General features: G+C 73.3%; 12 protein-coding genes. 5 read left to right on the top strand and 7 right to left on the bottom strand.

All coding sequences use genetic code 11. The annotated features are described in order from the left end of the window. Window positions 1–22: 22 nt before the first annotated feature. From G011_RS0118195 to map, 4 genes are all read right to left on the bottom strand, one after another. Window positions 23–1,000, bottom strand: coding sequence for an LD-carboxypeptidase (locus G011_RS0118195; protein WP_019609736.1), 978 nt, complete (start codon window positions 998–1,000; stop codon window positions 23–25). Between the two features lie 168 nt (window positions 1,001–1,168). Next, window positions 1,169–2,575, bottom strand: coding sequence for a M20/M25/M40 family metallo-hydrolase (locus G011_RS0118200; RefSeq protein WP_019609737.1), 1,407 nt, complete (start codon window positions 2,573–2,575; stop codon window positions 1,169–1,171). 154 nt (window positions 2,576–2,729) lie between these two features. Next, window positions 2,730–3,563 (bottom strand): M55 family metallopeptidase, encoded by an 834-nt coding sequence (locus tag G011_RS0118205; protein WP_019609738.1) that lies wholly within the window; start codon window positions 3,561–3,563, stop codon window positions 2,730–2,732. A gap of 91 nt (window positions 3,564–3,654) precedes the next feature. Further along, window positions 3,655–4,506, bottom strand: coding sequence for a type I methionyl aminopeptidase (gene map / locus G011_RS0118210; RefSeq protein WP_081642986.1), 852 nt, complete (start codon window positions 4,504–4,506; stop codon window positions 3,655–3,657). Window positions 4,507–4,649: 143 nt separating this feature from the next. On the opposite strand from map, the gene G011_RS0118215 reads away from it, so the two are divergent. Together G011_RS0118215 and npdG are read left to right on the top strand one after the other, a co-directional pair. Beyond that, the gene (locus G011_RS0118215) at window positions 4,650–4,841 is read left to right on the top strand and encodes a hypothetical protein (RefSeq protein WP_013154223.1); all 192 of its coding nucleotides are present in this window, start codon (window positions 4,650–4,652) and stop codon (window positions 4,839–4,841) included. Window positions 4,842–4,923: 82 nt separating this feature from the next. Next, window positions 4,924–5,619, top strand: a complete 696-nt coding sequence (gene npdG, locus G011_RS0118220) for an NADPH-dependent F420 reductase (RefSeq protein ID WP_019609740.1) — start codon at window positions 4,924–4,926, stop codon at window positions 5,617–5,619. 224 nt (window positions 5,620–5,843) lie between these two features. On the opposite strand, the gene G011_RS0118225 is transcribed toward npdG, so the two are convergent. Both G011_RS0118225 and panB read right to left on the bottom strand, forming a co-directional pair. Next, window positions 5,844–6,884: an LLM class F420-dependent oxidoreductase gene (locus tag G011_RS0118225; protein WP_019609741.1), complete on the bottom strand. Its 1,041-nt coding sequence runs from the start codon at window positions 6,882–6,884 to the stop codon at window positions 5,844–5,846. 187 nt (window positions 6,885–7,071) lie between these two features. Continuing rightward, window positions 7,072–7,941: a 3-methyl-2-oxobutanoate hydroxymethyltransferase gene (gene panB / locus G011_RS0118230; protein WP_019609742.1), complete on the bottom strand. Its 870-nt coding sequence runs from the start codon at window positions 7,939–7,941 to the stop codon at window positions 7,072–7,074. 458 nt (window positions 7,942–8,399) lie between these two features. Between panB and G011_RS0118235 the strand changes: the two genes are divergently transcribed. The 3 genes from G011_RS0118235 to G011_RS0118245 all read left to right on the top strand — a co-directional run bounded on the left by G011_RS0118235 (window position 8,400) and on the right by G011_RS0118245 (window position 12,100). Beyond that, entirely contained in the window at window positions 8,400–10,016 is a 1,617-nt protein-coding gene (locus G011_RS0118235; RefSeq protein ID WP_019609743.1) for an MFS transporter, read from the top strand. 27 nt (window positions 10,017–10,043) lie between these two features. After that, complete coding sequence (locus tag G011_RS0118240) at window positions 10,044–10,475, top strand: Rrf2 family transcriptional regulator (RefSeq protein WP_019609744.1); 432 nt, start codon at window positions 10,044–10,046, stop codon at window positions 10,473–10,475. 347 nt (window positions 10,476–10,822) lie between these two features. Next, window positions 10,823–12,100: a globin domain-containing protein gene (locus tag G011_RS0118245; RefSeq protein ID WP_019609745.1), complete on the top strand. Its 1,278-nt coding sequence runs from the start codon at window positions 10,823–10,825 to the stop codon at window positions 12,098–12,100. Between the two features lie 611 nt (window positions 12,101–12,711). Here the strand turns inward: G011_RS0118245 and G011_RS32520 are convergent. Beyond that, a partial coding sequence (locus G011_RS32520) for an HNH endonuclease (protein ID WP_231391523.1) occupies window positions 12,712–12,915 on the bottom strand: 204 nt, incomplete at its 5' end.

Genomic DNA, 12,915 nt, shown 5'->3' on the forward strand with positions numbered 1-12,915 from the left:
CCCCGCCCCGCGCCCGGGGACCCTAGACCAGTCCCGGGACGGCCAGCTCCAGACGGCCCCCGTCCGCGTCGAGCAGGGCGGGCACCCCCAGCGGAACCGTGAGCTGGGCCGCGCAGTGCCCGAACTCCAGCCCCCACAGCACCGGCACCCCCAGCGGCTCCAGCCGGTCGCGCATCAGCTCGGCGACCACCTCCGGCCCCGGCGGGCAGTCCGTCCACGAACCCAGGGCCACCCCGGCCAGCCCGGCCGCCCACCCCGTGCGCAGCAGGTGCGTGAGCATCCGGTCGATCCGGGCCACGTCCTCACCGACGTCCTCCAGCAGCAGGATGCCGCCGGAGGCCGACAGGCGGCTGTGCGGCGTGGCCAGACCGTCGTTGAGCAGGCTCAGGTTCCCGCCGAAGGTCACCCCCTCGGCCCGCCCCGGCACCAGCGCGTGCGCGCCCGGCGAGGTCAGCACGGTCCGCCGCTCGGGCTCGAACAGGGTGGCCCGCAGCTCCTCCTGGGCCACCGGATCCCCCACGAAGTACCCCGTGCCGACCACGGGACCGTGCACCGTGGCCACGCCCAGCTCCACCGCGAACGCCTCGTGCAGCGCCGTGATGTCGCTGAACCCGACCAGCGCCTTGGGCTCGGCCCGGCGCATCGCGTCGAAGTCCAGCAGGTCCACCGTCCGGTGCGCCCCGTCGCCGCCGCGCACGCACAGCACCGCGTCCACGTCCGGGTCGCACCAGGCCTCCTGGAGGTCGGCGGCCCGCGTGGCGTCCGCACCGGCCAGGTAGGGCAGCCGCGGGTGACGTTCGCGCACGTGCGGGGCCAGCTCCACCTCCAGACCCCAGCCGCGCAGCGTTCCCACCGCGGCCTCCAGCCGCTCCGCGGGAACCGGGCTGCACGGGGCGACCAGACGCACCCGGCCGCCCTCCCGCAGGCGCGGCGGACGGACCAGCGCGCGCACACCCCGCGCGTCCGCGACCCGCACCGCCGCGTCCGTCACCTCGGTCATCGCCTCTCCCACCCTGGGCCCTCTCCCTCGCTCGCGCGCCACCGGACGCGACGCCTCTCCCCACCACTGCTGCTCGGACACTCCCGCGACCGGCCCCTTCGAGGCCACGTCTTGCGGAGTCCGGCCCTCCCTAGTCCCAGCCTCCCAGCCGACCAGGGGTTTCGCCGTTCAGGCGCGCAGGAACGTGTCCAGCGCGCGCACCCCGAAGCGCAGCCCCTCCAACGGCACCCGCTCGTCCACGCCGTGCAGCAGACCCGAGTAGTCCAGGCCCTCGGGCTGGGCCAGGGGCGAGAAGCCGTAGCAGTCGATGCCCAGCCGGGAGAAGACCTTGGCGTCGGTGCCCCCCGACAGGCACACCGGCACCACGTGGGCCCCGGGGTCGTGCAGCAGCAGGGCCTCGCGCAGCTCCGCGAACGCGGGGGAGTCCACGGGCGCGGACACCGGCGGCGAACCGTGCGCGTACTCCCAGGTCACCCGGTCGCCGGTGAGCTCCTCCATGACCGCGGCGAACTGCTCCTCCGCGCCGGGCAGCACCCGGCCGTCCACACCCGCCGTGGCCTCCCCCGGCACCACGTTCACCTTGTACCCGGCCGAGAACATCGTGGGCGTCGCGCTGTTGCGCGTGGTCGGGCCGATCAGCGGCGCGGCCGTCCCCAGGCTGGCGACCAGGGCGTCCACCGCCTCCGCGGTCGCCGTGTCACCGGGGAAGCGCTCCACCTCCAGGGCCGCGGCGATCGCGTCGATCGCCGCACGCGTGACGGGGGTCAGGTGCAGCGGCCACTCGTAGCCGTCGATCCGGGCCAGGGCCGCGGCCAGGGCGCCGATCGCGTTGTCGCGCGGGGGCCGGGAACCGTGCCCGGCCGTGCCCTGGGCGCGCAGGTTCAGCCAGGCGCTGCCGCGCTCGGCCGCGCCCACCGGGTACAGGCGCACCGGCTCCCCGGAGGCCGTGCGGGCGTGGATGGTCTCCCCGCCGCCCTCGCCGATCGCGGTGGTGCAGCCCTCGAACAGCTCGGCGTGCTCGCGGACCAGGTAGTCGGCGCCGTAGGCGGCGCTGTCCTCCTCGTCGGCGACGAAGGCCAGCACGATGTCGCGCCGGGGCCGCAGCCCGTGGCGCGCCCAGTGGCGCACCACGGCGGTGACCGTGGCGATGGTGTTCTTCATGTCCACCGCGCCGCGCCCCCACAGCGCGGGCACGCCGGTGACGGGGCAGTCGGCGACCTCGCCGGCGAAGGGGGGCAGCGTCCAGTCGGCCGCGTCGGCGGGCACCACGTCCAGGTGGCCGTGCACCAGCAGCGCCGGGGCCGAGGGGTCGGTGCCGGGGACGCGCACGACCACGTTCGCGCGCCGGGGCGCCGACTCCAGCAGCAGGGGGTCCAGTCCGGCGTCGCCCAGGGCCTCGGCGACGTACTCGGCGGCCTCGCGCTCGTCGCCCTGACCGCCCCCGCGGTTGGTGGAGTCGCGGCGGACGAGTCCCCGGGCCAGGTGGACGGCGTCCTCCCCGGCCGCCGCGAGGCCGTCGGCCCCTTCCGGGAAGCCGTCGGTTCTCTCTGGGAAGGAAGTGGCGATGTGGCCCACGAGCGCGCCTCGCTCTCGCTGAGGTGTCAGTAACGGGGGAGGACCTTAGTGACCAGTGGTGACGAAGTGGTGCTCCCCGGCACAGTTCTACCAGCCCCGCCCGCCGCGCCCCGGCATTCGCGGGCGGCGGACCCCCGCGGCCCCGGACCCGGCCTCAGCCGTAGCGCTCCTCCATGGCGTTGGAGATGAGCGTCGTGACCGCCTTGAAGCAGCGGATCATCTCGTAGGCGTCCGGGGAGACGTACCGGACGCGCCGCACCCCCGTGCGCGTGACGCCGGGGACGACGGCGGCGGCCTGGGCCAGCTGCGCGGAGTCCACCTCCACCTCCACGGCCCGGGGCTCGGGCCCGACGGGGTCCAGGCGCCCGGCCAGGGTCATGGCGGCGCGCGCCCCGGCCCGGATGTCCCGCTCGGTCGCGGCCGGGGGACGGCAGCGGGCGGCGTACCGGCTGACGTGCTCCTTGACCGCGACCGTCCGCGCGAACGGGGCGTAGGTCGCGGCGTCCTCGCAGGCGCGGTCGTCCCCCGTGACCAGGATGACCGGGGTGCCGTACTCGGCGACCACCGCGGCGTTGAGGCGGCCCTCGCTGGCGGGTTCTCCGTCCAGCCACACACCGGTCACCGCGTTGGGCAGGTAGGTGTGCGCCAGCACGCCCTCGTCACCGGCGCCGCAGTGGTAGCCGAGGAACACCACGCCGTCGCAGTCGCCGGACTGCACGCCCTCGACCATGGACAGCTCCTTGTGCCGCCCGGTGATCATCGTGGCGTCGGTGTTGAGCTCCTCCAGCAGGAGGTTGCGCATGGTCGCGTGCGCCTCGTTGACCAGCACCTCGGTGGCGCCGCCCTCCAGCAGGCCCTCGACGGCGGCGTTGACGTCGCTGGTGAACATGGCGCGGCAGCGCTGCCACTGCTCGGTGCCGGGCTCGACGTCGGCGGGCCAGGTGACGCCCGTGGCGCCCTCCATGTCGGCGGAGATGAGGATCTTCACCCGCACGACCCTACGCCCCGGTCCCCTTCCGTGGCCACGTCCGGACGCCGCGTTCCGTCCGTGGGCGTACGGGAGGGGACCGGAGCGGCGGTCACGGCAGGGTGAGGATCTCCGCGCCGGACTCGGTGATGACCAGGGTGTGCTCGAACTGTGCGGTCCACCTGCGATCGGCCGTCACGGCCGTCCAGCCGTCGTCCCACATGTCGTACTCCACGCCGCCGAGCGTGATCATCGGTTCGATCGTGAAGGTCATCCCCGGCTCCATGACGGTGTCCGCGCGCGGGTCGTCGTAGTGCGGCACCACCAGACCCGAGTGGAACTCCGGCCCCACGCCATGCCCGGTGAAGTCGCGGACCACGCCGTAGCCGAAGCGCTTGGCGTAGGACTCGATGACCCGGCCGATCACGTTGATCTGGCGGCCCGGCCGGCACGCCTTGATCCCGCGCATCATGGCCTCGTGGGTGCGCTCGACCAGCAGCCGGTGCTCCTCGGAGACGTTCCCGGCCAGGAAGGTGGCGTTGGTGTCGCCGTGCACGCCGTCCCGGTAGGCGGTGATGTCGATGTTGACGATGTCGCCGTCGGAGACCACGGTGTCGTCGGGGATGCCGTGGCAGATCACCTCGTTGAGCGAGGAGCACAGCGACTTGGGGTAGCCCTTGTAGCCCAGCGGGCTGGGGTAGGCCCCGTGGTCCAGCAGGAACTCGTGGCCGATCCGGTCCAGCTCGTCGGTGGTCACGCCGGGCCGGACGTTGCGGCCGACCTCCTCCAGCGCCTGGGCCGCCAGCCGTCCCACCACGCGCATCCGCTCGATGGTCTCGGGGGTCTGCACGTCGCCCAGAACCCCCTCCACGGGGTGCTTCCGTCCGACGTACTCCGGGCGGACGATGTGGGAGGGAACCGAACGTTGTGGCGAGATTCGCCCAGGAACCAGCGGAGTAGTCATGGACACTGATTGTAGTTCGTGGGTCGGCCCCGCGGTCCTGGACGATGCCCCTCCCCCACGGGTGTAGGGGACGTCCCGGCCTGGGTAGGTCCCCCGGAAAGCACGTTCCCGTCCGGGCGGCGTCCCGTAGAAAGCGAGTCACGGTGAGCGAGGACACTCAGCTGGACGACAAGTGGTGGTACTGCCTCCGGCACAACCGGGTGGAGCACGGTCCCGGCTGCCCCAACAAGGAGCGCATGGGCCCCTACCCGGACGAGGCCACCGCCGCCAGCGCGCTGGCCATCGCCGCCCGGCGCAACGAGGCCTGGGACGAGGCCGACGAGGAGGAGCGGTGAACACCGCTCACGTGCGCTCCGGACCACTGTGCGGAGCCATGCCGGGGGCGCCTTCCAGCGGCGTCTCTGACAGGATCGGCGCATGACTGAACAGAGCACGTCCGCAGGCGCGGACATCGCCGGACTGTCCGTCGCCGTCCTGGGCGGAACCGGGGACCAGGGCCGGGGCCTGGCCCGCCGCCTCGCCCTGGCGGGGCACACCGTCCACCTCGGCTCGCGCAGCGCCGAGCGCGCCGACAAGGCCGCCCGGGAACTGGTGGAGGCCGAGTCCACCCCGATCGACGTGCGCGGCCTGGACAACGCCTCGGCCGCCGCCGCGGGCGACGTCGTCATCGTCGCCGTGCCCTGGGACGGCCACCGGGAGCTGCTGGAGCAGCTGGCCGCTCCGCTGGCGGGCAAGATCGTCGTGGACTGCGTCAACCCCCTCGGCTTCGACAAGAAGGGCCCCTTCGCCCTCGACGTCGTCGAGGGCAGCGCCGCCCAGCAGGCCGCCGAGGTGCTGCCCGACAGCCGTGTCACGGCCGCCTTCCACCACGTGTCCGCCGTGGTGCTGCTGGACCCCGAGGTCGAGGAGGTGGACCTCGACGTCCTGGTGCTGGGCGAGGACCGCGAGGCCACCGACGTGGTGCGCGCCCTGGCCGAGCGGATCCCGGGGGTGCGCGGCGTCTTCGGCGGCCGCCTGCGCAACGCCCACCAGGTCGAGGCCCTGACCGCCAACCTCATCGCGGTGAACCGCCGCTACAAGACCCACGCGGGCATCCGCATCACCGGTCTGTAGTCCCCGAACCCGCAGCCCCCGGGCACACCGGCCCCGCGGGAGCGCGTCGGACCGACCGCCTCCGGACCGCCCGGGGCTCCCGCCCGCGCACGCGCCCGGACGAGGAGGTCGAGGAGACCACCGCGGACTCGCGGTGCTCCCGCCCGCGCACGCGTACGGCGCCGGTCCCCGCCGCGGGGACCGGCGCCGCTGCGCCGGGCGCGCCCAGCCGCCAGGGGCCGGGGTCAGGACACCCACTCCTTGACCTTGCCGACCAGGGCGGCCGGGTTCTCGCCCACTGGGGTCACGTTGAGCTGGGTCACCCCGGCGGCCCGGAAGGCCTCCACGCGCTCGCGCACGTAGGACTCCGGGCCGACCATGTTCGTCAGCTCCACGAACTCCTCGGGCACGGCGGCCGCGGCCTCGTCCCTCTTCCCCGCCAGGTACAGGTCCTGGACCTTCTCGGCGGCCTCCTCGTAGCCGTAGCGGCGGGCGACCGTGTTGTAGAAGTTCTTCCCCTTGGCGCCCATGCCGCCGACGTACAGGGCGATCATCGGCCGTACGAGGTCCAGCAGCCTCTTGGTGTCCTCGCCCTCGCCGATGGCGAGCAGACCGCCCGCGGAGACCTCCAACCCGCCCAGGGACGGGTCGCGCCTGGCCCTGCCCTCGGCCAGCGCCTCGCCCCACACCTTGTCGGCCTTCTCGGGGATGAACAGGTGCGGGAGCCAGCCGTCGGCGATCTCCGCGGTCAGCGCCACGTTCTTCACACCCAGGGAGGCCACGTAGACGGGGATCCGGGGGCGCACGGGGTGGTTGATGATCTTGAGCGGCCTGCCGAGGCCGGTCCCCCTCTCCGGGGGCAGCGGCAGCTGGAAGACGGTGCCGTCGTGGGTGAGGCGGTCCTCGCGCGCCCAGACCTTGCGGCAGATCTCGATGGTCTCGCGGGTGCGGGCGAGCGGCTTGACGTAGGGGACGCCGTGGAAGCCCTCGACGACCTGCGGGCCGCTGGCACCCAGACCGAGGATGGCCCGCCCGCCGGACAGGTCGTCCAGCCCGGCGGCTGTCATCGCGATGAGCGTGGGGGTGCGGGTGTACAGCGGCAGGATCGCAGAGCCGATGGCCACGGTCTCGGTGCGGGCGGCGATGTAGCCCATCAGGGTGGGGCTGTCGAACCCGTAGGCCTCGGCGACCCACACGGTGTCGAGACCGGCCTTCTCCAGTTCGACCACCTGGTCGACGGAGGCCTTGGGATCGCCCGCGTACTGGAGCGGCATCGAGACGCGCATCTGTCCTCCCGGGAGGGCCGGACCCCCGGCCCGTCGGCGCTGGGTACGGTGCGACTCTACTCCCGAGTACGGTTCGGCCTGTTGCCCGGCTCACGTACCACGGGACCCCGGCGCCACACCGCCGGTCGGGCGGACCCGACCGGCGGTGCTCACCGGCGTCCGGAGAGGGGAGGGCTCACCCCGCCCCTCAACCGGCGTAGGAGTGGCGCTCCTCGGGGAACGCCCCGTTGACGACCTCGTCGGCGTAGGCCGAGGCCGCCTCACGCAGCGTCTCGTGCAGGTTGGCGTAGGTCTTGACGAACTTGGCCACCTTCGGGCTCAGCCCGGCCATGTCCTGCCACACCAGCACCTGGGCGTCCGTGGACGGACCGGCGCCGATGCCCACGGTCGGGATGGACAGCTGCTCGGTCACCTGCGCGGCCAGCTCGGCGGGCACGCACTCCAGCACGACCGCGAACGCGCCCGCGCGCTCCATCTCCTTGGCGTCCTTGAGCAGTCCGGCAGCGGCCTCGCCGCGGCCCTGCACCCGGTAGCCGCCCAGGGTGTTCACCGACTGGGGGGTCAGGCCCAGGTGCGCCATCACCGGCACGCCCGCCGAGACCAGCAGCTCCACCTGGGGGGCCACCGCGTGGCCGCCCTCCAGCTTCACCGCCTGGGCCCCGCCCTCCTTCATGAACCGCGAGGCCGCCTCCAGCGCCTGCTGGGGGGAGGCCTGGTAGGAGCCGAACGGGAGGTCGGCCACGACGAGCGCCCGCCGGGTGGAGCGGGACACCGCCGCGGTCAGCGGGAGGAGTTCGTCCACCGTCACCGGGACGGTGGTGTCGTAGCCGTAGACGACGTTGGCCGCCGAGTCGCCGACCAGCAGGACCGGGATCCCGGCCTCGTCGAAGACCCGCGCGGTGAGCGCGTCGTAGGCGGTCAGCATCGGCCAGCGCTCGCCGCGCCCCTTGGCGGCGGCCAGGTCGCGGATGGTGACGCGTCGGCTGGTGACCCCGCCGTACAGGGTGTTTCCTGTCGGGGCCCCGGTCGGGGCGAGGGGCTTTCCTGTGGTGCTCATGTGCTATCCCTCCGTTGTCTCGAAGCACCTCGCGGGTGTCTCCGGACGTGTGGACGAATGGTGTTGTCGCGCTCGCGCGCTGGGCGGACGAGGGGGCCGCGGGCGGTCCGCGGGGGACCGGGCGGGTGCGGGAGGAGGCGGGAACCGGCGTACGCGGACGACCGGGCGCGGCCACCGCACGCAAGCATCATCGCATGCCCGCTCCGCGCCTCTCCGCACCGGCTACAACCCGGTCCGACGGTCGGATGTTTCCCGACGGGAACGCTCCCGCCCTCCGCCGGGACCGGCCCGTGCTCCCCGCCGGAACCGCCCCGCAGACGGTCGGCGTCCTCCCTCCGGAACCGGCCCGAACACGGCCGACACACCGTTCGCGGCCCCCCCGAAGCGCGCGGTCGGAGCGGTTCGCGGGTACGGTCCGATCGGCGTGAGTTTCGGTGGGCCCCGGCGGTGGAGGTGGGTTGGTGGACGCGCAGACGGCGTACCGGCGCAGGTGGGGCGGGCTGGCTGTCCTGATCATCTGCCTGCTGGTGATCGTGGCCGACAACACGATCCTCAACGTGGCGCTGCGTGTGCTGTCCGACCCCGAGCGGGGCCTGGGCGCCAGCCAGTCGCAGCTGGCCTGGGCGATCAACTCCTACACGCTGGTCTTCGCGGGCCTGCTGTTCACCTTCGGCGTGCTCGGCGACCGGTGGGGGCGCCGCCGCATGATCGTGGTGGGGCTGACGGTGTTCGGCGCGGCCTCGGCGCTGTCGGCCTACTCCCAGACCCCCGAACAGCTCATCCTGGCCCGCGCGGTCATGGGGTTCGGCGCCTCCATGGTGACGCCGCAGACCCTGTCGATCATCGCGAACGTCTTCCCGCCCGAGCAGCGCGCACGCGCCATCGGGATCTGGGCGGGCGCGGTCGGGCTGGCGATGGCCATCGGCCCCTCGGCGGGCGGGCTGCTGCTGGAGAACTTCTGGTGGGGGTCGATCTTCCTCGTCAACGTGCCCTTCGTGGCGCTCGGCCTGGCGCTGGTGTTCTTCCTGATCCCCGAGTCGCGCGACGCCGACCCCGGCAGGCTGGACGTGCTGGGGGTTCTGCTGTCCGTCCCCGGCCTGGTGCTGCTCATCTACGGCATCATCACCGCGGGCGAACGGGCCTCCCTGACGGACTGGGACGTGTACGGCGCGCTCATCGGCGGCGTGGTGGTGCTGGTGCTCTTCCTGGTGCACGAGTCGCGCGCGCCCAACCCCTCCCTGGACGTGCGCTTCTTCCGCGACCCGCGGTTCAGCGTCTCCGTGGCCACCATCATGGTGCTGTTCTTCAGCATGTCCGGGATCATCTTCTTCCTGAGCTTCTACTGGCAGAGCGTCCGCGAGTTCTCCCCGTTCGTCGCGGGCCTGCTGGTGCTGCCCGCCGCGCTGGGGCAGATGATCATGGCGCCGCTCAGCCCGACGCTCGTGCGCTGGGCCGGGCCGCGCGTGGTCGCCGCGGTCGGCGTGCTGGGCGTGTGCTCCAGCTTCCTCTTCTTCACCCAGCTCGAACCGGACACGCCGCTGCCGCTGATCGTCGGGTTCTTCTTCCTCCAGGCCGGTGCGATGGCCGTGGTCCTCACCCCCGCCACCGACGCGATCATGTCGTCGGTGCCGCCGGGCAGGGCCGGAGCCGCCTCCGCCGTGCAGAACACGGTCCGGCAGGTGGCCACGGCGATGGGCGTCGCGATCCTGGGCGCGGTCATCTCCTTCCGGTACCGGGCGGGGATCACCCCCACCCTGGAGGAGGTCGCCGACGAGGGCCCGACGGGTGTGACGGACCAGCGGCTGCGGTCGGCGGGGGAGTCGATCGAGGGCACCCTGGCGCTGGCCCGGAGCCTGGGGGAGCAGGGGAGGGTCCTGGTGGAGCCCGCCAAGGAGGCGTTCATGTCGGGGCTGCACACGGCGGCGACGGTGTCGCTGTGTTTCGGGGTGGTCGGGCTGGTCGTGATCCTGATCTGGATGCCGCGCGAGACCGGGCGCCACCGGCCCCTGGACTCCGAGGACGACGGCGGCCCCTCCACGGGGACCGCGCCCGTCCCCGGCCGGGGGGAGCGGTGACCGGGGCCGGTCCCCTACGTTGAACACATGCGCCTGACCGCCTTCACCGACGTCTCCCTGCGCCTGGTCATGCGGCTCGCGGTCGCGGACGAGGGAGAACTCCTCACCACCAGGGCCGTCGCCGGGATGCTCTCCGTGCCCTATACGCACATGGCCAAGGCCGTGGCTCGGCTGTCCGACATGGGACTGGTGGAGGCGCGGCGCGGCCGCAACGGCGGACTCCTCCTGACGGAGAGCGGGCGGCGGGCCTCGGTCGGGTCGATCGTGCGCGAGCTGGAGGGCGCGGGGGAACTCGCGGGGTGCGAGGACGATCCGCCCTGCCCGTTGCGTGCCGCCTGCCGCCTGCGCGGCGCCCTGCGCGAGGCGCACGAGGCGTTCTACACCTCGCTCGACGGCGTCACCGTGGAGTCCCTGGTGTCCTCGCCCACGCGTGACGCGCTGACCCTGCTGCGCCCGTAGGGCCCGCGGCGGTGCTCCGTGGCCGTTCGCCTGTGGCCGTCCGCCTGTGGCCGCCCGCCCGTGGTCGCCTGCCCCGTGATCGTCCGCTCACGGGCGCACGGCCGGGCTCTGTCGGGGGACGGTTCTCTTCGCCGGACCGGTAGTCCTCCAGGCCGGTAGTCCGGTAGCCCGGTGGCCCTCCTCCAGTCCGGCAGTCCTCCAGGCCGCTAGGCTGCCCGCGCGTGACCGCTCCCGCCTGGCCTCTTCGCGCGGGAACGACCCCGGAGGAGGGGGTCGCGAAGGCGGATTTAATATGCATTTCAGATACCAGTTTTCGCTCCGAGACACCCTCTCCGAAGTGAGGTCGCATGCTCTCCACCGAGTCAGCCGCCACCGTCCGGGCCACGGTCCCCGCCGTGGCCGGAGCCCTGGACACCATCACCGCCCGCTTCTACGACACGATGCTCGGCGAGCGCCCCGAACTCCTCGACGGCCTGTTCAACCGGGGCAACCAGGCCTCGGGCGAACAGCGCAGGGCCCTGGCCGGGTCGATCGCCGCCTTCGCCACCCTCCTCCTGGAGCACCCGGACGAGCGCCCCGACGCCCTCCTCTCCCGCATCGCCCACAAGCACGTCTCCCTCGGGGTCACCGAGGACCAGTACGTCATCGTGCACAAGTACCTCTTCGACGCCATCGCCTCCACTCTCGGGGACGCGGCCACCCTCGCCGTCGTCAGGGCCTGGGACGAGGTCTACTGGCTCATGGCCGGAGCCCTCATCGCCCTGGAGGCCCGCCTGTACGCCGAGCGCGGGCACACCGGACGCGGGGTCTGGCGCCCCTGGCGGGTCACGCGGCGCCGGCAGGAGACCCCCGACACCGCCTCCCTCACCCTCGAACCCGAGGACGGCGACCCGATCCCCGCCTTCCTGCCCGGCCAGTACGTGAGCGTCCGCATGCGCATGCCCGACGGCGTCCGCCAGGCCCGCCAGTACTCCCTGACCGGCGGGGACGGCGAGTCCCGCCGTATCACCGTCAAGCGCCTGCGCGCGGTCGGGGCCGACCCGGCGGGGGAGGTCTCCACGCTGCTGCACGACACCGTCGTCCCGGGCGACGTCCTCATGGTCTCCACCCCCGCGGGTGACGTGACCCTGTCCGAGGGCGACCGCCCCCTCGTGCTGGCCTCGGCCGGAATCGGCTGCACACCGATGGTGGCCATGCTGAACCGGCTCGCCGAACAGGGCAGCGACCGCAGGGTTGTGGTCCTGCACGCCGACCGCAGCCCGGGGGAGCACGCCCACCGTGAGGAGACCGCCGCCCTGGTCGGGGCGCTGCCCGGCGCGAGCGCCCGGACCTGGTACGAGAACGGTGTGGACGGGGGAGATGGTGTGGAGGCTGTCGAAGGCGGAGGCGGAGGCGGAGGCGGCGACGGCGCTGAGGGCGGTGGGGGCGTCGGGGGCGTCGAGGGTGCTGTCCGGGGGCTGATGGACCTGGACGGGGTGGACCTGCCCGAGGGCGCTGAGGTCTACCTGTGCGGGCCGCTGCCGTTCATGCGCAGTGTGCGTGGCCAGCTGCTCGCCGCCGGGGTGCCCGCCCGCCGTATCCGCTACGAGGTGTTCGGCCCGGACCTGTGGCTGGGCGAGGACTGAGCGCCTGGGCGTGCTCTGAGGGGGCGGAACGGAAGGGCGGGTGGGCTGTTCCTGCTTCCCTTCGACGCTCAGGCCGCTGGTGGTGGCCGGGGTAGCGGCATCAGCTGCCGCGAAACGGTTCGGTTCGCTGTCAACGCCTGGGGTCGGGAGATGGTTGGCCTCTGCTGCGTTGGCAGCGACGGCGGCGGGTGTCTGGGCGCTCCGTTCAACGACCTGGTTGCGGGTGGTGGCCGGTGGCGGCGGCGTCAGCTGCCGCGTAGTGGTGCGGGAGGGCGGCCAACGGTTGGGGTTCGGGGGCGGCTGAGCTTTGCTGCGTTGGCAGCGAAGGCGGCGGGTGTCCGGGGGCTCCGTTCAACGCTCCACCTGCTGGTGGTGACTGGAGGTGGCGGCGTCAGCTGCCGCGAAGTGGCCTGGAAGGGCGGCCAACGCCTGAGGTCGGGGGGTGGTCGGCCTCTGCTGCGTTGGCACCAAAGGCGAGCGGGTCCTCCGGCCTCGGGTAGCGGTGCTGGCCCCCGGGGTGGGGGTGGGCGACGGTGGCAGCGACCACGGTGGGTGCGGGGTCCGGGCCGCTTGCCGGGTGCGGGCATGCCGGGGTTCGGCATGACTCGGGGTCATTTTCGGGGTGGTGGATCCGGGTCCCTGCTGGGCGGGTGGCCCCGCTCCCGTGCTCGTCCTTGGTGGTGTGTGCGCAGTTCGCGTTGGTATTTGGCCCGGTTGTGCGGCCCGCACAACGGTTGCAGGTTGGCCACCACCGTGCGCCCTCCTCGGGAGAAGGAGGTGACGTGGTCGGCTTGGCACAACGCCACCGGTACTTC

The sequence above is a fragment of the Nocardiopsis sp. CNS-639 genome (assembly GCF_000381685.1).
Taxonomy (GTDB): Bacteria; Actinomycetota; Actinomycetes; order Streptosporangiales; family Streptosporangiaceae; genus Nocardiopsis; species Nocardiopsis dassonvillei.